The sequence below is a fragment of the Arthrobacter gengyunqii genome, assembly GCF_023022985.1.
Classification (GTDB): domain Bacteria; phylum Actinomycetota; class Actinomycetes; order Actinomycetales; family Micrococcaceae; genus Arthrobacter_B; species Arthrobacter_B gengyunqii.
Genome location: NZ_CP095461.1, coordinates 2,597,801 through 2,616,243, shown reverse-complemented (window position 1 = coordinate 2,616,243; position 18,443 = coordinate 2,597,801). Strand labels below are relative to the sequence as shown.

The 18,443-nt window shown below is 66.2% G+C and carries 16 protein-coding genes; 13 read left to right on the top strand and 3 right to left on the bottom strand.

Annotated features, from left to right (window positions below):
• Window positions 1-131: 131 nt before the first annotated feature.
• From MUG94_RS11930 to MUG94_RS11885, 10 genes are all read left to right on the top strand, one after another.
• The gene (locus tag MUG94_RS11930; RefSeq protein WP_227906261.1) at window positions 132-1,145 is read left to right on the top strand and encodes an MIP/aquaporin family protein; all 1,014 of its coding nucleotides are present in this window, start codon (window positions 132-134) and stop codon (window positions 1,143-1,145) included.
• A 157-nt stretch (window positions 1,146-1,302) separates the two neighbouring features.
• Window positions 1,303-2,466: an exonuclease SbcCD subunit D gene (locus MUG94_RS11925; protein WP_227906260.1), complete on the top strand. Its 1,164-nt coding sequence runs from the start codon at window positions 1,303-1,305 to the stop codon at window positions 2,464-2,466.
• On the top strand, window positions 2,463-5,555 hold the full coding sequence (locus tag MUG94_RS11920) for an AAA family ATPase (protein ID WP_227906259.1): 3,093 nt from the start codon (window positions 2,463-2,465) through the stop codon (window positions 5,553-5,555). The genes MUG94_RS11925 and MUG94_RS11920 overlap by 4 nt, the downstream gene beginning before the upstream one ends.
• A 103-nt stretch (window positions 5,556-5,658) precedes the next feature.
• Window positions 5,659-7,068: an MFS transporter gene (locus MUG94_RS11915; protein ID WP_227906258.1), complete on the top strand. Its 1,410-nt coding sequence runs from the start codon at window positions 5,659-5,661 to the stop codon at window positions 7,066-7,068.
• A gap of 238 nt (window positions 7,069-7,306) precedes the next feature.
• Window positions 7,307-8,299 (top strand): ABC transporter substrate-binding protein, encoded by a 993-nt coding sequence (locus MUG94_RS11910; protein ID WP_227891935.1) that lies wholly within the window; start codon window positions 7,307-7,309, stop codon window positions 8,297-8,299.
• Window positions 8,300-8,321: 22 nt separating this feature from the next.
• A complete protein-coding gene (locus tag MUG94_RS11905; RefSeq protein WP_227906257.1) occupies window positions 8,322-9,110 on the top strand; it encodes an ABC transporter permease in 789 nt (262 codons plus the stop codon).
• Complete coding sequence (locus MUG94_RS11900; protein ID WP_227906256.1) at window positions 9,107-9,880, top strand: ABC transporter permease; 774 nt, start codon at window positions 9,107-9,109, stop codon at window positions 9,878-9,880. The genes MUG94_RS11905 and MUG94_RS11900 overlap by 4 nt, the downstream gene beginning before the upstream one ends.
• Window positions 9,870-10,769 (top strand): ABC transporter ATP-binding protein, encoded by a 900-nt coding sequence (locus tag MUG94_RS11895; RefSeq protein ID WP_227906255.1) that lies wholly within the window; start codon window positions 9,870-9,872, stop codon window positions 10,767-10,769. The genes MUG94_RS11900 and MUG94_RS11895 overlap by 11 nt, the downstream gene beginning before the upstream one ends.
• 5 nt (window positions 10,770-10,774) lie before the next feature.
• Entirely contained in the window at window positions 10,775-12,385 is a 1,611-nt protein-coding gene (locus MUG94_RS11890) for a thiamine pyrophosphate-dependent enzyme (RefSeq protein ID WP_247098814.1), read from the top strand.
• 89 nt (window positions 12,386-12,474) lie between these two features.
• Window positions 12,475-12,642: a hypothetical protein gene (locus MUG94_RS11885; protein WP_227891926.1), complete on the top strand. Its 168-nt coding sequence runs from the start codon at window positions 12,475-12,477 to the stop codon at window positions 12,640-12,642.
• Between the two features lie 90 nt (window positions 12,643-12,732).
• Here the strand turns inward: MUG94_RS11885 and MUG94_RS11880 are convergent, their stop codons facing one another.
• Window positions 12,733-13,680: a serine/threonine-protein kinase gene (locus MUG94_RS11880; protein ID WP_227891924.1), complete on the bottom strand. Its 948-nt coding sequence runs from the start codon at window positions 13,678-13,680 to the stop codon at window positions 12,733-12,735.
• A 226-nt stretch (window positions 13,681-13,906) separates the two neighbouring features.
• Window positions 13,907-14,719 carry an alpha/beta fold hydrolase gene (locus tag MUG94_RS11875; RefSeq protein WP_423724266.1) on the bottom strand — a complete coding sequence of 271 codons (813 nt, stop codon included), beginning with the start codon at window positions 14,717-14,719 and terminating at the stop codon, window positions 13,907-13,909.
• A gap of 322 nt (window positions 14,720-15,041) precedes the next feature.
• On the opposite strand from MUG94_RS11875, the gene MUG94_RS17240 reads away from it, so the two are divergent.
• A complete protein-coding gene (locus tag MUG94_RS17240) occupies window positions 15,042-15,173 on the top strand; it encodes a hypothetical protein (RefSeq protein WP_269436952.1) in 132 nt (43 codons plus the stop codon).
• A gap of 260 nt (window positions 15,174-15,433) precedes the next feature.
• Here the strand turns inward: MUG94_RS17240 and MUG94_RS11870 are convergent, their stop codons facing one another.
• A complete protein-coding gene (locus MUG94_RS11870; protein ID WP_423724265.1) occupies window positions 15,434-16,846 on the bottom strand; it encodes an amino acid permease in 1,413 nt (470 codons plus the stop codon).
• Window positions 16,847-17,010: 164 nt separating this feature from the next.
• On the opposite strand from MUG94_RS11870, the gene MUG94_RS11865 reads away from it, so the two are divergent.
• Both MUG94_RS11865 and MUG94_RS11860 read left to right on the top strand, forming a co-directional pair.
• Window positions 17,011-17,514, top strand: a complete 504-nt coding sequence (locus MUG94_RS11865) for an Lrp/AsnC family transcriptional regulator (RefSeq protein WP_227891923.1) — start codon at window positions 17,011-17,013, stop codon at window positions 17,512-17,514.
• A 170-nt stretch (window positions 17,515-17,684) separates the two neighbouring features.
• A complete protein-coding gene (locus MUG94_RS11860) occupies window positions 17,685-18,440 on the top strand; it encodes an NUDIX hydrolase (RefSeq protein WP_227906253.1) in 756 nt (251 codons plus the stop codon).
• Window positions 18,441-18,443: the final 3 nt, after the last annotated feature.

Below are 18,443 nucleotides of genomic sequence, written 5' to 3'. Positions count from 1 at the left end.
TTCCAGCATATCGAGCGTGCAGGCCTCAGCGAGTCTTCAGCAAGTTCACAGCAGGAAATGGAAAGCTGTATGGGTTTGCCTGATGCAAAGCAAGCTGAGTTCCACCAACGAGGAAGAGGACACCTTTGCCAATGAATCCCGAGCCCATCTCCGCCGGAGGCGCGCGCGCTGCAGAACCCGCCGCCCATACCGCACCCCGCAAACGGCTGCATAGTTACGGGCTGCTGGGCCGCAGCGTCGCGGAGGGTGTGGGATCGTTTCTGCTGGTCTTCGCAACAGCCGTGGCGATCTTCAGCGGAACCGGCGGGGTCTCTTCCCCGCTGGGCGTAGGGCTCGCCGCGGCCGCCGCCATGGTCGCCTTCGGCTACGTTTCCGGAGGGCACTTCAACCCGGCCATCAGCCTGGGCAGCGCTGCCGCAGGCCGCACCTCGTGGAAAGCACTTCCCGTCTATGTCGTGGCACAGCTCATCGGTGCACTTCTGGCCTACCTCATCCTGTGGGTCCTCTTTCAGGGCCATCCTGAGCTGACGGACACCCGCCAGATCTTCAGTGTGCTGGCCAACGGCTACGGTACCGATTACCAGCTGGGCTTCCCGCTCGCCAGCGCATTGCTTGCTGAAGTGGTCGCCACCGCACTGCTGGTTGCTGTGTTCCTGGGTGCCACCGTCCGACGGATTCCCGCTGTTTCAGCGGCCTTCGCCGTCGGTGTGACCTACGCGGTCCTGCTCAGCATCCTGTCCCCGATGACCGGAGGCTCACTTAACCCGGCCCGTTCCACGGCCGCAGCCATTTTTGCCGGCGGCGAGTCCCTTGAACAGCTGTGGTTGTTCTGGGCAGCTCCGGTTCTGGGTGCTTTGATCGCCGGGCTGATCTACCGCAGCACCGACCTGAGCGTTTCCGATGCACAGCGCGGCGACGACACCGACGAAGACGCGGATCTGCCGGCGGACACCGACGCCGGTGGTGTTGATGACGCCGGCGTTGAGGAGGTCAAGACCCAGCACCCGGCCGGCGCCGGAACGGGAACGTCTGCGGGCGCATCAGCCGCGGCGCCGAATCCGATGTCGCGGGAGAACAAGGACGACGCCCGCGGGTTCTTTGACGGCGACGACGACGGCGGCCGTCCGGGCACCGCTCGGCACTAAGCCAGGCACCCATCAGGGCGGGACACCTTCTCCGCCCCGCCGTTTGGACATCCTTACGCCCGCCCCCTTCCGCCGTTCGACGGCGCGATCAGGGGGTGGGCGTTGTCATGTCACGGGTGTCCGGAGAGTGTCGGCGCCGCGATGTAGTTTTGTTGGTATGCGAATACTGCACACCTCCGATTGGCATTTGGGCCGCTCCTTCCACGGCGTGGGGATGCTCGGCGCCCAGCAGCAGTTCATTGACCGGCTGGTCCAAACGGTCACTGAGCGGGAGGTGGATGCGGTCCTGATCGCCGGAGATGTGTACGACCGCGCGCTGCCGGGAGTCGACGTCGTGCGCCTGCTGGACTCTGCTTTGGACCGCATCACCGCCGCGGGCGCCAAGGTGATCCTCTCCAGCGGCAACCATGATTCCGCAGCCCGCCTCGGCTTCGGCAGCCGCATTTTTGAACGCGGCGGCGTCTACCTGCGGACCCGGATCAGTGAAATTCCGGAACCGGTCCTGCTGGAAACAGGGGGCATCCCGGTGGCGGTCTACGGCATTCCCTACCTTGAACCGCGGCTGGCTGCACCGGAACTCGGCGTCGAGACGCCGCACCACGAAACCGTGGTTGCCGAGGCCGTCCGCCGAATCCGGGAAGATGTTCAGCGCCGGGCTGCGGAAGGCCGCCCGGTTCTTGCCGTCGCCATGGCCCATGTCTTTGCCAGCGGCGGCATCACCTCGGACAGCGAACGGGACCTCACCGTGGGTGGCGTGGGCGCCGTTCCGTTGGACCTCTTTGATTCATTTGCCTACACGGCCCTGGGGCATCTGCACGGCCGGCAGGAGCTGAGCCCGTCCGTGCGTTACAGCGGCTCTCCGCTGCCGTACTCGTTCTCAGAGGCGCGGCAGCAGAAGGGCGGTCTGCTGGCGGAATTCGACGGCGAGGGTCTGGTGTCGGTGGAACCGGTCCTCTGGCCGGCGCCGCGCCGGCTGGCGATCCTCCGGGGCACGCTGGAGCACCTGCTCGCGGACCCGTCCCTCACCGAGGCCGAGGATGCCTACTGCCAGGTCACCCTGACGGATGACGAACGTCCCGCCAAGGCCATGGAGCGGCTGCGGACCCGTTTCCCCGACACCCTGGTGCTGGCGTTTGATCCGGCGTCCGGGCCGCGCACTGCCAACCAGACCTACAGCCAGCGGCTGGCCAAGGCCACGGATGACCTGGAGATTTGCTGCGGGTTCCTGGACCATGTGCGGTCCCGGCAGGCGGACGAGCAGGAGAAGAAGCTCTTCGCCGAAGTACTTTCCAAGGTCCAGGCATCGGAGGCGGCACAGTGAGGATCCACCGGCTTGAAATCCAGGCCTTCGGTCCCTTCGCGGACCGGCAGGTCATCGACTTCGATGAGCTCGGCGCCCACGGACTGTTCCTGCTCAACGGACCCACGGGTGCGGGAAAAACCAGCATCCTGGATGCCATTTGCTATGCCCTGTACGGATCTGTCCCCGGCTCCCGGCAAACCTCCAAGCGGCTGCGCAGCGACCACGCCGCACCGGACACCGCGCCGGAGGTCCTGTGCGAGTTCAGCTCCGGGGACCGCCGTTTCGAAGTGGTCCGCACCCCGGCCTGGGACCGTCCGGCCAAGCGCGGAACCGGCAAAACCGTCGTGGAACAGGCAAAGACCACCCTCCGCGAACTCGTCAACGGGGAATGGATCCAGAAGACCGCCCGCAATGATGAAGCAGGCGTCGAGATCAGGGCCCTGATGGGCATGGACAAGGATCAGTTCACCCGGGTGGTGATGCTGCCGCAGGGCGACTTCGCGGCCTTCCTGCAGGCCGACGCCGCCAGCCGGTCCGCGCTGCTGCAGAAGCTGTTCGGCACCACGCGGTTCGAGAATATTGAAGCCCAGCTCAAGGCGGACCTGGCCGTGGCCGAGCGCGAGCTGAATGCCGCCCGCGCCGAGAGCGAGCATGTGATGCGCCGCGCGCGCGACGAAATGGAGCGCTGGGCGGAGGGCACAGCTGAAGACACAAACACAGACGCAGACACGGACACACACACTGGGGCCGGCGCCGTCGAAGGCGGTGAGGCCGGCCAAGTGGAAGAATTCCGCCGCCTCCTGGCGTTCCGCACAGCGGCTGCGCGGAAGGAGCACACATCCCTGGCTGCCGCGCTCCGGGAAGCCGAGCACACGCGCCAGGACGTGGAGACGCGCCGTTCCCGCGGCATTGCCCGGGAGCAGCTCGAACGTGACGAACAGGCTCATGCCGCCCGCCGCGACGAGGTGGAACCGGTGCGAAGCGCCCTCGAACGGCATCTGCGGGCCGAGTCGCTGAGCGGTTACGTCCGGGCTGTCGACACTGCGCAGGAACGGCTCCGGCTCCGCGAACAGGCTGCTGTACAGGCACAGGCGGCACTGCTGGCGCATGTACAGGCAGCCGGGTTCGGCCTCACCGACAACATGGCCGCCGAAGGGGCCCTCGCCCCGGCCCTGTCAGTTGCCGAGGACCGGCTGACCACGGAGCTGGGCGCGGCCGAAGCAGCGCTGGCCGAGGAAGAGCGCATCGGGAACCTGGAGGCGACGTTCCAGGACGCTTCCGACCGCGGCGATGCCAGCCGGGCCGCAGCCGCTGCCGCGGAAGCAGCGGGGGAGGAGCTGCGCGCCGAAGAATCCGAGCTGACCCGGGAACTGGAATCGCTGCGGGAGCAGGCATCCCGGCAGGAATCAGCACAGAAAGACGTGCTCCGTGCCCGTGCCCTGACCCTCGCCATCAGCGAATATGCCGAAGCCACCGCTACGGCTGCAGCCTCCGAAACCGAGGCGGCACGCCTGCGCGGCATCTATCAGGACCGCCGCCAGGCCTGGCAGGACAAACTGCAGCGCCGGCTGGACCAGGCCGCTGCAGAATTGGCCGGAAGACTCGTGGACGGGCAGGACTGCCCCGTCTGCGGCAGCTGCGAACACCCCGCACCGGCCGCCCTGCCCGACGGTGAAAGCGCCGTCACCAAGCAGGATGAGGACGACGCACTGCGGCTCACCCAAGCGGCAGAGTCCGCGTACGAAGCTGCCCGGATGCAGGCGGCCGAGGACGGCCGCAGCGTCGCCGAACTGCGGATCCAGGGCGGAGACGGCGATCTCGAGGCAGCCAAGGCACAGGAAGAAGCAGCGGAGAGTGAACTTGCCGCAGCGGCGGCCGCCGCCGCTGAACTGGATACCGCCGTGGCACGCGGCGCGGAACTGTCCCGAAAACGCAACTCACTGGCCGAGCAGGAAGCAGCAGCGCTGGTTGCTGCGGCCCAGGCCGACGAGCAGCGCCTTTCGGCGCAGCGCCAAATTGCCGATCTCAGCGGACGAGTGGAGGCCGCCCGCGACGGATTTGCAACGCTCGCCGAACGGGTGAACTGTCTGGCAGAACTTCGCGCCCTGATCGGCGCCGCCCGGCGTTCCCTCGCCGAGCTGCAGACCGCGCGGGACAATGCGGCCGAGGCCGCTGACGACCTCGCAGCACGTCTGGAGGACTCCGACTTCGAAACGGTTCAGGACGTGCGCGATGCCCTGCTGGAGGCGGGCTCGGCCGCCGACGCCAAATTGACGGTGGCCCGGTACGACCAGGAAGGGCAGCGGCTGGCTCTGCGCCGGGAAGGGGAGGACTCGGCAGCCGAGGTGGACGCGGACGGTGAACCGCTCCCGGTGCCCGAAGAGGAGGATCTGGTCCTGGCCTCGGATGCGGCGGCGGCGGCCCGCACGCGCCTGACGGACTGCTCGGTCCAGCTGGGTCTGCTGGAAGCATCCACCAAGGCGCTCCAGTCGTACGGGCTGGAACTGGCAGCGGCAGCCGAGCGCATCCGCCCCCTGGAGGAACGGTTCGACCTCCTGCGCTCCGTGACCGACACTGCGCGCGGAGCCGGGGAGAACGGCTACAAGATGACGCTGAGCACCTACGTACTGGCCGCACGCCTGGAACAGGTGGCTGCGGCAGCCACGGAACGGCTGTCAGCCATGTCGGGCGGACGGTACGCCCTGGTACACAGCGACTCCACCGCGGGCAACAGGAAGTCCGGGCTGGGCCTGCACGTCACCGATGCCTGGACCGGGCAGCACCGGGATACCGCCACCCTTTCCGGCGGCGAGAGTTTTATGGCATCCCTGGCCCTGGCACTGGGGCTTGCCGACGTGGTGCAGCAGGAAGCAGGGGGCGTGAACATCGAGACACTGTTTGTGGATGAGGGCTTCGGCAGTCTGGACGAGACCTCCCTGGAAGAGGTCATGGACGCGTTGGAAGGACTGCGCGACGGCGGCCGGGTGGTGGGGCTGGTCAGCCACGTGGCGGAGATGAAGCAGCGGATCGGCGCGCAACTGCAGATCACCAAGGGGCGCAACGGGTCCTCCGTCCGCTTCTCGGCCGGGAACCCGGTGGGCGTGTAGGGCGCCCTGCGCTGATTCCCGAGAGAAGGTAAGCTGGATGCGTAACCGGGTTCGGCGCATCGGGAGGGGGGACGATGCGCGATGCAACGTATCTGGACATCGCATGAGTAACCACCTGTCATCTTCTTCCGTCTCTTCCCGGGCTCCGGAGCAGCAGTCTCCCGACCCGCAGCCGCACATCCCGCAGCCGGAATCCCCACAGCCGGATTCCCCGGCTCCCGACCAGGCCACCGCGGCAACCGCCGGCCGCTACGCCCGGATTTTCGCGATGGCGGGACGCGGTTTTGTCCCGGTCGCCTTCCTGGCCCGGCTTCCCCTGGCCATGCTGACCATCGGTGCACTGACCTTGGTCACGAGCGTCACCGGTTCCTACGCCACCGGCGGACTGGCCGCCGGCGCCGTCGGCATCGGTTCGGCCATAGGCGCTCCCGTCCTTGGCTACGTGGCCGACCGCATCGGCCAGCGGCCGGTCCTGCTGGCCGCCGCCGTCGTCAACCCGCTGGCCATCGCGCTGACCCTGTACATGGCCTTCCAGCTGCCTGATGCTTCCACCCCCTACGCGGCGCTTGCCACCGCCTTTCTGATGGGGGCCACCTGCCCCCAGGTGGGGCCGCTCGCTCGTGTCCGGTGGATGGCGATGACTGCGCGTAAGAGTTCCGCGGGCACCCGGGACCTGGACACTGCCATGTCCTATGAAGGAACTGCGGATGAACTGAGCTTCGTCCTCGGTCCGGCGCTGGTCGGGCTGCTGGCCGCCGCCGTCGCGCCCTGGCTCCCGCTGGCCATCGCCGCCGTCCTGACGCTGAGCATGGTCAGCGCTTTCGCCGTGCATCCCACGGTCCGCACCGTTGTTCCGGCCCGGGCGGCACGCGCAGCCCGCGAAGAACGAGAGGCCGCTGCCGCTGCCGCCGGCGAACCGCTCACGCCTGCCGCTGCGGAACCGCGTGCGGACTGGCTCCTGATTGCGCTTCCCGTGCTCGGCATGGTGGCCATGGGAACGTTCTTCGGCGGAACGCAAACGAGCCTCACCGCTTTCGGCGGAGTCTTCGGCATCTCCTCCGCAGCCGGACTGCTGTACGCGGTCATGGGCATCAGCTCAGCCGCCGCGGCACTGTCCGTGGCCTTCTGGCCTGAACGGTTCGGACCGGCAGCCCGCTGGCTTGCCGCTGCCGCCGCCATGACGGCTTTCTCGGTGCTCCTCCTGTTCCCCGCAGACGTTCCCACCATGCTGGTGGCGCTCTTTGTCCTGGGTATTCCGGTGGGTCCCACGATGGTCAGCATCTTCGGCATCGGCGCCGTCGTCGCGCCGCGGCACCTGATGGGCACGGTCATGACCATGCTCGCCAGCGGCGTTGTCACGGGAACCGCGCTGGGCGCCGCCCTGGCGGGCCGCCTGGCAGACAGTCACGGACACCAGGCCGCGTTCCTTGTCTCGGTGGGTGCCGCTGCAGCGCTGCTAATCCTGAGCCTGGTCACCCGCTGGGCCGTCGCCGCACGGCGTCGCCGCGCCTGACCGGCGACCCCTGCCGCCGCTCGATCGTTCCGACCGTACGCCGGACGCCGCTAATACAATGAAGCGTGCCGTCCGGCAAGGTCACGTTCAGCTTTCGGTAGTGATGCAATTCACAAACTTCCTTGACTGATCCGGATTACCTCCTTAGCGTTTGCGTGGAGAACTCATGTTCACCATGCGAACTTGAGCGGCCGTGCACTGAACGGCACGGCCGCGACCTCGTCAAAGGAGCCGATCCGTGAAACGTGCCACCGTCTGCGCCGCAGCTGCCGCTGCTGCCGTCCTGACCCTCTCCGCCTGCGGCTCCGGCTCGCTCTCGGGTGACGAGTCCACCGAAACGGCCGGCGCTGCGGGAGAAGGCCTGACCTCGATGTCTGTGGGCGTGATCCCGATCGTGGACACCGCTCCCATCTGGCTGGGGAAGGAACAGGGATTCTTTGAAGACGCCGGCATAGACCTCGAAATCCAGACCACCAGCGGCGGTGCCGCGGCGGTGCCCGGGGTGGTCAGCGGCGACTTCCAGTTTGCCTTCGGAAACGTCATGTCGGTCATGGTTGCCAACGACAAGGGCCTGGACGTCCAGTTCGTGGCGAACGGCAACTCCACCACAGGAGACACCTCCTCCGATTTCGGGGCAGTGGTGGTATCTGCCGATTCCGACATCGAGACCCCTGCCGATCTGGCGGGCCGGACGGTGTCAGTCAACAACCTTTCCAACATCGGTGACACCACCATCCGCAAGGTGGTGGAGGACGACGGCGGCGATGCCTCGTCCATCAAATTTGTGGAGGTTCCCTTCCCCGACGCCCCTGCAGCCCTGGAGTCGGGCCAGGTGGATGCTGCCTGGATCCTTGACCCGTTCCTGACCCAGTCCGTGGAGTCCGGTGCCCGGGTGATCTCCTACAACTTTGCCGAGACCGATCCGAACCTGGACATTTCCGGGTACTTCACCTCTGGCGAGTACATCGAAGCCAATCCCGAACTTGTGGAAAAGTTCACCGAGGCCATGAACAAGTCGACCGTTTTCGCCCAGGAGAACCCCGAAGCTGTCCGCGAGGTCGTGGGAACCTACACCAAGATCGACGAAGCGATGCGGTCCAAGATGGTCCTGCCCACCTTCCGGGTCGAATTCAACCGGGATGCAGCGGCTGTCCTTGGAGATGCCGCCACCCGCTACGGCACCCTGAGCAAGGCTCCGGACCTGGACAGCATCCTTCCCGCCCAGCAGTAGCACCGACGAGAAACAGGGATCCATGAAAACTCCCCAACGGCTTCCTGTCGGTCCTCTGCTGGGGCTCGCCGGCATCGTGGGCTTCCTCCTGACCTGGGAACTCATTCCCCGGCTCGGGCTGGTCAACCCCGCCTTCCTGCCGCCGGCCAGCGAAGTGCTCGGCATCTTCTTCTCCAACCTGGCTCTCGGCGCCTTCTGGGCCGCCGTCGGGCATACGATGACCGGCTGGGCCCTGGGGCTTGCGATCTCAGCCTCCGCCGCCGTCGTGCTGGGTCTGATTATCGGTTCCAGCACCTTCCTGCGCCGGGCGACCAATTCCACCATCGAGTTCCTGCGCCCGATTCCGTCCGTGGCCCTGATTCCCCTGGCGGTGCTCCTGTTCGGCTTCAATCTGGAATCAACTCTGCTGCTGGTGGTGTACGCCTCCTTCTGGCAGGTCCTGATCCAGATGCTGTACGGGGTGGCGGACGTGGATCCGGTCGCCAGCAACACTGCCCGCAGTTTCAGGCTGAGCCGGTTCGACCGGATCCGCTACGTTGTCTGGCCCACCACGCTGCCGTACCTGATGACCGGGATCCGGCTGGCCGCGGCCGTTGCGCTGATCCTGGCCGTCACCGCCGGGCTGATCATCGGCACGCCGGGACTAGGCAACGAAATTGCGCTGGCACAGTCCGGCGGCGCCGTCGGGCAGATGTACGCGCTGGTACTGACCACCGGGGTGCTGGGCATCCTGATCAATCTGGGCATGCGGTTCATCGAACGGCGCACGCTCAGCTGGCACAGCTCGGTGCGTGGGGAGGTAGTGGTATGACACTGCTCAAGAAATTCGCCTACCTGATTGGCCTGCCGGCACTGCTGATTGCTATTTGGTGGGTGTCGACCCTGGGAACCACCAACTTCTTTGTCCCCAAACCCGGGGTGCTGGCGGACAAACTGGTGACGGTCTGGGTCGGGGACCGGTTCGTGCAGGACGTGGTTCCCAGCGTCACCCGGCTGATCATCGGCGTCCTGCTGGCAATCCTGCTGGGCACCGTTGCGGGCGTGCTGATCGGAACCACGCGCTGGCTGCGCAGCCTGCTGGAGCCGATGCTGGAATTCTTCCGTGCCATTCCGCCGCCCGTTCTCATTCCCGTGCTGATGCTGCTGATCGGCATCAACGATCAGATGAAGGTTGCAGTGATTGTCTCCGGCTGCATCTGGCCGGTGCTGCTCAACACGATCGAGGGCGTCCGCGCCGTGGACGGCACCCTCAGCGACAGTGCCAAGACCTTCCGCATCGACGGGTTCAACCGGCTGCGCTACCTGGTGCTGCCCAGCGCCAGCCCGCAGATCATGGCCGGCATCCGGCAGTGCCTGTCCATCGGCCTCATCCTCATGGTCATCTCCGAGATGTTCGCATCCTCGGAGGGTCTGGGCTTCACGATTGTCCAGTTCCAGCGGTCCTTCGCCATTCCGGAAATGTGGAGCGGCATTGTGGTCCTGGGATTGATCGGCGTGACCATGTCATTTTTGTTCCAGTGGACCGAGCGCCGCATCCTCGGCTGGTACCACGGCTTGAGAGAGGTAGAACATGCAGAGTAATTCCACGGCCGAGGCCGGAAAGCCGCTGCTGGAGGTCCGCGGCATCCAGAAGATCTACAAGGTCGACGCCGGTGAGGTGGAGGCGGTCCGGAATCTCACCTTCGACCTCCGCCCCGGGGAACTGGTCTGCCTGGTGGGTCCCTCCGGCAGCGGCAAGACCACACTGCTGAAAATCATCGCCGGGCTGATGGCGCCGACGTCGGGCGAAGTGCTCCTGGAGGGCACAAGGATCACGGAGCCGCCCAAGGACATGGCGGTGGTGTTCCAGGAGTACGGCCGCAGCCTGTTCCCTTGGATGACGGTCCGCGCCAACGTTGAGCTGCCGCTGAAAACCGCGGGCACCCCGAAGGCGGAACGGACCCGGCTGGTGGACGATGCGCTGGCGGCGGTCGGACTGGACCACGTACCCACCAGCTACCCGTGGCAGCTCTCCGGCGGCATGCAGCAGCGTGTGGCCATCGCCCGGGCTGTCGCCTACCAGCCCAAGGTCCTGCTGATGGATGAGCCTTTTGCCGCCGTCGACGCGCAGACCCGCGCCGATCTGGAGGACCTGGTTCGGCACATCTGGGAAAAACTGGGGGTGACCATCCTCTTCGTCACCCACGATATCGACGAGTCCGTGTATCTGGGGGAGCGCGTCGTCGTTCTCTCCAGCTCACCCACCGTGGTGCAGGAGGACATTGTCATCGACCTGCCGGAGGAGCGGGACCAGCTCACCACCCGCTCGCTTCCGCGTTTCGTGGAACTGCGGAACCACGTCTACGAGCAGATCCAGCTGGCAAAACGCAACGCCGGCAAACAGGGGGCAGCAGCGGCCGACGGCGCGGGAGTCCCGCGCTCAGCTGTGCCCGGGGCAGATACCGGCGGGGAAAGCGTGGCCCGGAAGTGAGGACGGTGCGGGAGGAAACGTTCGACGTGATGCGGCTGCGGGGCCTCACCACATTGTTTTCGAACCCCGGCTCCACGGAAGTGCCCTTCCTTATTGACCTGCCCGACGACTTCGATTTCATCCTGGCCCTGCACGAGGGCTCCGTGGTGGGGATGGCAACCGGCTACGCGCTGGCAACCGGACGCTGCGGTTTCGCCCTGCTCCACACCACGGCAGGGCTGGGCAATGCCGTCGGTGCCATTGCGACGGCGCGCGCCAACCGGGCACCGCTGGTGGTCATGGTCGGCCAGCAGGACCGCCGGCATTTGGCGCTGGAGCCGTTCCTGACCGGTCAGCTGGAGGGGCTGGCCGGCAATTATCCGCTGGAGGTTCTGGCGCCGGCCCGGGCCGCTGATGTTCCGTCCGCGGTTTCACGGGCCGCGCTGAAGGCCGAGCAGGGATCGGGTCCGGTGCTGGTCATCGTGCCGATGGGGGACTGGGACGAGCCGGCGGATCCGCACGCCGCCGCGGCCTCCAGACGGGTGGTTGTGGCGCCGCCCGGTCTGCCCGCAGCTGCTGAAGAGGTGGCCGCGCTGCTGGCCGGTGCCGCCAATCCGGCCATCCTGGCCGGCGCTGGAAACGACACCGACGCGGGCTGGGCGGCGCTGACAGCTCTGGCCGAAGCGCTGCAGGCTCCGGTCTGGATTGAGCCGTTCGGCGCGCGGGCCGGTTTCCCGCAGACGCATCCGCTGTATCAGGGACAGCTTCCGGCAGACCGTGTCAGGGTGCGTGCTGCCCTTGAGGGGCACGATGTGCTGCTCGTGGCGGGCACCGCGGCCATCCGTCAGTACCCGTACAACGAAGGTCCGCTGGTTCCCGTAGGGACCCGGATGGTGGTGCTGACGGCGGATCCGGCCGAGGCAAACCGCTCGCCCGCTGAGCTCTCACTCGTCGGCGATCCGGCCGTACTGGCGGCCGGCATCTGCGAACTGCTCCGGTCCCGGCTTGTGGGCCGTCCGCAGCGTCCGGCGTCTCCGGTGTCTCCGGAGGCAGCCTTCCGGCTGGAGCGCCCGCAGGAGGGCGTTGCACTGCGGGCGGCACACGTCTTTGAACTCCTGGCCCGCTACCTGCCCCGGGACGCTGTCCTGGTCGAGGAAGCGCCCTCCTCGCGGCCGGCACTGCAGGCCATGGTGCCGGCACGCGCCCCCCTGGGCTTTGTCTCGGCCGCCATGGGCGGGCTCGGGTTCGCGCTGCCTGCCGCCATCGGACTCAAGATGGGCCTGCCTGACCGGACTGTGGTCGCCGTCGTGGGTGACGGCTCCTCGCTCTATTCGATTCAATCGCTGTGGACGGCCGCCGAACGCGGCGTTCCCGTGGTGTTCATTGTCCTGGCCAACGGCAGTTACGCGGTGATGGACAGGCTGGCCGACAAGCGCGGCGGCAAGGCGCCGTGGCCGGGGTTTCCGCAGATCTCTGTTGCCACGCTGGCTGAAGGCCTGGGTGTTCAGGCCAGGCGCGTCACCGACTTCTCTGCGCTGGAGGCCGAGCTCGCTGTCCTCGCCGCGCCCGCCGCTGCGACCGGCGAGCCGTTGCTTCTGGAAGTGACCGTGGCCCCGGAGGAGGTTTTCGCCCCGTAGCCCGCTGTCACGACACTGGTCAGGTGCCTTAGTATCAAAGGAAGCGCCGGAAACATACGGCGGAGCCGCAGCGGACGAGGAGACCCACCATGGGCAGCGAAGACAAAGCCAACCACGAGCACAAGGACAGCGAAGGGACCACCGGACCCGAGGGCACCATCCCCGACACCGAGGACGGCATTGCCGCTGCGTCCACAGATGAGGCCTCAAACTTTGAGCCCGAAGAAGACCAGGAGTCGGCCGAGGGTTCCAAATAGGGAACCGCGCCGCAGCCGGAAAGCCCGAACCGATGAACAAATCGGTCCGGGCTTTTCTGTGTGCCGCCATAATGCCGTGCCGCGGAACGCCTAGCCGAGGCTGGGGGCGTGCGCCGGCGGCAGGGGAATGTAGATGTTGCCGGTGGTGACTCCTCCGGTGACGGCGTCGTCCGGGCCGAAGTCCGCGGAATCCACGGCATGCTGCAGGGCGTCCGACTCTGCGGCCAGGGCACGGAGCGCGCCGGCGGCGTCATGCGCTTCGGGACGTGCCTCCACGGTCCGGGCCGTCATGGCGCGCAGCAGATCCACCCATTCGGTGCCCAGCTCCGCCGGAATCTCCGGGTCGCGGACCAAACGGGCGACGGCGGACTCGACGATGGGGCCGGGAAAAGCCTTTTCCCCGGTAAGGCACTCCAAAAGCACCAGTCCCAGGGAGTAAATGTCCGTGCGCGGTTCAACCGCACCGCCCAGCGCCTGCTCAGGGCTCAGATAGTTTGCCGTGCCGATGGTGGCTCCGTGCGCCGTGGCGACCGTGGCTTCGGTCATCCGGGCAATACCGAAATCCGTCAGCTTGGGATAGAGACGGGTGTCGTTTTCGGCCTGCGGATACAGCAGGATGTTCGCCGGCTTTACGTCCCGGTGAATCACGCCGTTGGAATGCACATAATTCAGCGCATCGGCCAGATCGGCGCCCAGCGAAGCGGTTCCGGCCGGCGTCAGCGGACCGGACTTCAGAGTTTTGCGGAGATCGGGCCCGTCCACGAGCTCCATGACCAGATAGGTGGACGCCCGGCCGTCTTCCTCTGCGTAAGTGCCGGCATCCAGCAGGGTCACCAGGCCGGGATGGTTGAGGGTGGCCAGCAGGAGGGTCTCGGTCTGCTGGCGGCGGTATTCATCGTCATCACTGACGCTGGGATGAAAGCGTTTGACGGCAACTTCCCGGCCCAGGTTCTCGTCCACCGCGCGGTAGACGGAAGCGGCTCCGCCGGTACCCAAAAGCTCAACGGTCCGGTATCGCTGCCCAAGGAGTACATCCACGGGTGTCCTCCTTGAGGGTCTATCGAAGAGAAAAAGAAACGGCAGACAGCATCCGGGTGTAATGCTCGGCACCGGAAGGGGATTTAATCAGTAGCCTGATGAAATCGATTCTGACCTGCTCGCCAGAACATCATATCCCGGGGCTCTGGATAGAGGGCGCAACCCGGTGCCGGCTTTATCAACTCGTAATATGCCTTTACGCACACGCCTCCCGGCAGCGCGCGATTCACCCGAGGAAGGTGACAGCTGCCTGTTTGAAGGTCCGTGAGGTGACGGCGTTGGCATGGGTTCGGCCCGGCAGCAGGAGCAGCTCTGCCTGTCCGGACAGCTCAGCAAGCTCCGGTGCGCCAGCTGCAAACGTGTCGAGGTCGCCGGCCACGAGCAGCAGCGGCATCCGGGGAACGGCATCGGTCGGAACAAACGGTTCCTCCTTGACCGCTTCCACCATGGCCAGCAGGGCGGGCATGTCGTTGCCGGGAACCGCCTTCGCCATCCGCAGCAGCTCGGCTGTGGCGCCGTCGGCTGTTTCTTCTCTTCCCGCCAGGCTCGCCCGTGCACCTGCCAGATCAAAATCGGCCAGGGGGTCATCGCTTCCCGGACCGCCCAGGACCATGCGGTGAACCAGTTCGGGCTGAGTGGCCCCGAGCTCCCATGCCAGCCGGGAACCCAGGGAATAGCCAATGACGTCCACACCTGACGCCGGGTTGTCGTCAGCCAGCGGGAGAACCCCGGCGTCAGTCAGCAGCTGAAGCAGATCCGCGCGGATGCGGCTGGGGCGGTACGCGTCCGGGTCCGCGGGTGCGGCGCTGCGTCCGTGTCCGGGCAAATCCACAGTGATGACGGTTCTTCCTGCAGCGGTCAGGGTGCTGATCCAGCCGGAGTCCTGCCAGTTCAGCTGTGATGAGGAAGCGAAGCCGTGCAGGAGCAGCACCGGCCGCGCGGCCGCTGCGCCGCCGTCGGGCATGATGATCTCCGCGAACAGGCCCGGGTTGGTGCCTTCCACGGCACGGATCTTCACGGGAACAGAACTTTCAGTCACGCCGGTACTCCCATACTCGCTGGATCCCGCACGGATGCGGCTGATGTGTACGGCGTATCCGTCAGGAGGCCGCACGAGACATACGGTACGTCCAATGTGCCGGGTGCCCAAACGCCCCGGCAGGGGGTCCTTCAGTCCGCCACTGCGCCACCTCCGCACCTGCCGCGGTCGTGGCCTCCAGCCGAGTGCTGCAACGGTGGCCCTTGGCGTGGGTCAGTGCGGCATCGATTGGACAGCCGGCAGGAGCGGCGAGGACTGGCTTTTATTTTTTTACCGGGTATGGTCTGGACTATCCGTATTTGTTCTTTCAGAGGAGCCTAAATTGTCAGGTAAATCCCCGCAGGGTTCAAATGAGAAGAAGCCCGGCAAGTCCATCAAGGACAAGCGTGCCGAAAAAAGGGCGAAGACCAGTGCCGAGTCAGAGCTCGCACCCAAGAAGCGCAAGGGACAATAGCGCAAGCAGCGGTACGTAGGAGATAGCTGTCTCCTGCGCCAACAGCCGCGCAGAGCTCGGAAGCGCTTCTGCGCGGCTGTTGGCCATGCTGCTGCCGCGGCGGCTCAGCTCGGCAGGGAATTGCCTTTTCCACTTTTTATGCTGCAACAATGCTGGAATACTTTGCGGCCATTTCCAGCACTTGTTTTTGAAGTGATTGGCAGTTCGTTGAAATTTAGCGGCAGGGCCGGATATAAACAGCGAAGCGGTGGATTCTGAAGTTAGTTAAGCTGGCGGCCGGACTTGATGGCGCTTCGGTCCATGAGCCAGGCGGCAAAGCCGAGTGCGCAGGTCAGGGCAAGTGTTGCCAGCAGTTGGATCCGGACTGCCGGGTCCAGGAACCCAAGCACCCCAATGCCGGCCAGCAGGGCCAATGCAAAGTAGGAGAGCCAGGGGAACGCCCACATCTTGAAGCGCAGTTCCACGCCCGCGGATTCGGCCCGGCGGCGCAGGATGATTTGCGAAACAATCGAAACCCCCCAGACCACCAGGCAGGTGGAACCCACCAGGTTCAGCAGGATCATGAGGACCGTTTCGGGGTACAGGTAATTCAGGGCCACGGTCAGGAAACCGAAGGCCACCGATGCGGCCACCGCGGCACGGGGGACACCGCTGGCGCCCTTTCGGGCCAGCGCCCGCGGCGCCCTGCCCCGCTCAGCGAGTGAGAACACCATCCGGGAAGCGCCGTACAGGTTGGCGTTCAGCGCCGACAGCAGGGCCACCACAATCACCACGGCCATGACGACGTCGGCTCCCGGAACACGTGCCTCCGCCAGTGCAGCAACAAAGGGTCCGGTGCTTAGGGATTCGCTGTCCCACGGCAGGATGGTGACGATCACCAGGACTGATCCGATGTAGAAAACCAGGATGCGCCACACCACTGACGTGATGGCCTTGGCAATGTTGGTCTCGGGCTCCTCGGTGTCGGCGGCCGCCACGGCAACGATCTCCGTTCCGCCGAAGGCGAAGACCACCAGCAGCAGTCCCGCGCCGACCCCGCTCCAGCCGTGCGGCATGAAACCGCCGTTGCCGGTGAGGTTGCTCAGTCCGGGCGCCGGAACGTTGGGCAGCCAGCCGAATATAAAGGCGACGCCGACGGCGAGGAACGCCACGATGGCCAGTACTTTGAGCAGCGCAAACCAGTACTCAAACTCGCCGAAGCTGGCGACGCCGCCCAGGTTGATGGCGGTGAACAGGCTCATGAACACCAGCGCCAGCAGCCACTGCTGCGAGCCCGGCCACATGGAGGCAACGATGGCGGCCGCCGCTGTAGCCTCGGCGGCAATCACGATTACCAGCTGCAGCCACCACAGCCAGCCGATGGTTGTGCCGGCCGGCCGTCCGAGGGCCTTTTCCGCATACACGGAGAAGGCTCCGCTGCTGGGATCGGCCGCGGCCATCTCACCCATCATGCGCATGACGAGGATGACCATGGTGCCGGCAATCAGGAACGACAGCAGAACCGCCGGTCCGGCTGCCTGGATGCCGGCGCCGGAACCGACAAACAGTCCCGTGCCGATGGCGCTGCCCAGACTCATGAAGACCAGGTGGCGGGGGCGCATCTTGCGCACCGCGGGGGAGCCTGCCGGTGCGGCTGATCCGGTTGAACCAGGCGCGGACGTTCGGGTGGTCATGAAAAAGACACCTTTGAAGTTGGGGATGCCGTGGGGAGTGCCGAAACCCGCCGCGGCCATAGCTAACCATCTTATGCCGTTGGTGCCATCGCTCAGTATGTATATGAGTTGTGCCACTATGCTTGCAGTTTGCACAGCACATCGCCGTGCTGGGGAAGGAAAGCATGCCAACAGACGCCCTGGACGCACGCATCATTGCGTTGTTCACCGACGAGCCCCGGATGTCCGTCCTCGAAGCTTCGCGCACCCTGCAGGTGGCCCGCGCCACCGTTCAGGCGAGAATGGACCGAATGCAGCGGGCGGGAGTGATCTCCGGGTGGGGGCCGCGGATTGACCCGGCAGCACTGGGGTACGCGGTGCTTGCCTACTGCTCCCTGACCATCAGCCAGGACATTGGCCACGATGCAGTGGTTGCCGCACTGGCCCGCATTCCGGAAATCCAGGAGATCCACACCGTCTCCGGGGAAAGTGACCTGCTGGCACGGGTTGCCGCCCGCTCCAACTCCGACCTGCAGCGCGTCATTGATTCCATCGTGGCCACCCGCACCATTGTGCGGTCCTCGTCCGTGATCGTGCTGAACACGCATTTTGAGGGCCGGACCCTTCCGCTGTTGGAGGCGGCATCCGGTGCGGACCCGGCCGAGCTTCAGGCTGCCGATCCCGCATAGTCCTCCGCGCCGGCGACGCAGCGCCGCCTCCTCCGGCAGGGGTCCGAAACGGGGAGGGCCGGCGGCACACCCGCATATGTGACGCAGGTCGCATCTATTCCCTCCGCCGTGAGTTAGAGTCATCCTGACTTTTACTCCCGCTGCCGGACGTCACCGGCCGGAAAGGGCCCATGGTTTACCAGCAGCCGGCGCACGGATACGCCAACGTTTCCGAACGCGCACGGCAACCCCCGGCACTGGCCATCTCCACCGTCATCTTTGCGCTGCGCCCGGATCCCGAAACCGGCCGCCCCGCACTGTGGCTGCCGCTGGTACGCCGCATCCGCGAGCCGTTCCGCGGCCTGTGGGCGCTGCCCGGCGGGCCGCTCGGGGCACGCGAGTCCCTGCAGGAAGCCGCAGCAGGCAACCTTGCGCAGACCACCGGGCTGGCGCCGAAGTACCTGGAGCAGCTCTACGCCTTCGGCGGGACCGACCGGTCGCCGACGCCGCGGGTGGTATCCATCGTCTACTGGGCCCTTGTCCAGCCCGACGAGGCGGCGCTGTCCCGGCACGACGACAACGTCCGCTGGTTTCCGGCCGCCGCGGTGGGGGAGCTGGCTTTCGACCACAACGAAATTGTGGAGTACGCCCTGTGGAGGCTTCGCAACCGGATGGAATACGGCTCCATTGCCTACGCCTTCCTGGGGGACACCTTTACCCTGGCGCAGCTGCGGGAAGTCTACGAAGCAGTCCTGGGGCGCGAGCTGGAGCCTGCCAACTTCCGCCGCCAGCTGCGTGCGGCTCCGGACATCGAGGCCACGGACCAGTATCTGCAGGGCGGCAGACACCGTCCGCCGCGCCTCTACCGCTACACGGGAGCCCTGCTGTCCGGGCATTCCTCACCGTTCGGCCCGCAAGCACCGACCACCCCAGCAACGGAGCACTAAACC

What these genes read in the sequence shown, in the direction of transcription:
- MUG94_RS11930 (WP_227906261.1), top strand. Translation starts at nt 132, where the DNA reads ATGAATCCCGAGCCCATCTCCGCCGGAGGCGCGCGCGCTGCAGAACCC.
- MUG94_RS11925 (WP_227906260.1), top strand. Translation starts at nt 1,303, where the DNA reads ATGCGAATACTGCACACCTCCGATTGGCATTTGGGCCGCTCCTTCCAC.
- MUG94_RS11915 (WP_227906258.1), top strand. Translation starts at nt 5,659, where the DNA reads ATGAGTAACCACCTGTCATCTTCTTCCGTCTCTTCCCGGGCTCCGGAG.
- MUG94_RS11905 (WP_227906257.1), top strand. Translation starts at nt 8,322, where the DNA reads ATGAAAACTCCCCAACGGCTTCCTGTCGGTCCTCTGCTGGGGCTCGCC.
- MUG94_RS11900 (WP_227906256.1), top strand. Translation starts at nt 9,107, where the DNA reads ATGACACTGCTCAAGAAATTCGCCTACCTGATTGGCCTGCCGGCACTG.
- MUG94_RS11895 (WP_227906255.1), top strand. Translation starts at nt 9,870, where the DNA reads ATGCAGAGTAATTCCACGGCCGAGGCCGGAAAGCCGCTGCTGGAGGTC.
- MUG94_RS11885 (WP_227891926.1), top strand. Translation starts at nt 12,475, where the DNA reads ATGGGCAGCGAAGACAAAGCCAACCACGAGCACAAGGACAGCGAAGGG.
- MUG94_RS11870 (WP_423724265.1), bottom strand. Translation starts at nt 16,846, where the DNA reads ATGACCACCCGAACGTCCGCGCCTGGTTCAACCGGATCAGCCGCACCG.
- MUG94_RS11865 (WP_227891923.1), top strand. Translation starts at nt 17,011, where the DNA reads ATGCCAACAGACGCCCTGGACGCACGCATCATTGCGTTGTTCACCGAC.
- MUG94_RS11860 (WP_227906253.1), top strand. Translation starts at nt 17,685, where the DNA reads ATGGTTTACCAGCAGCCGGCGCACGGATACGCCAACGTTTCCGAACGC.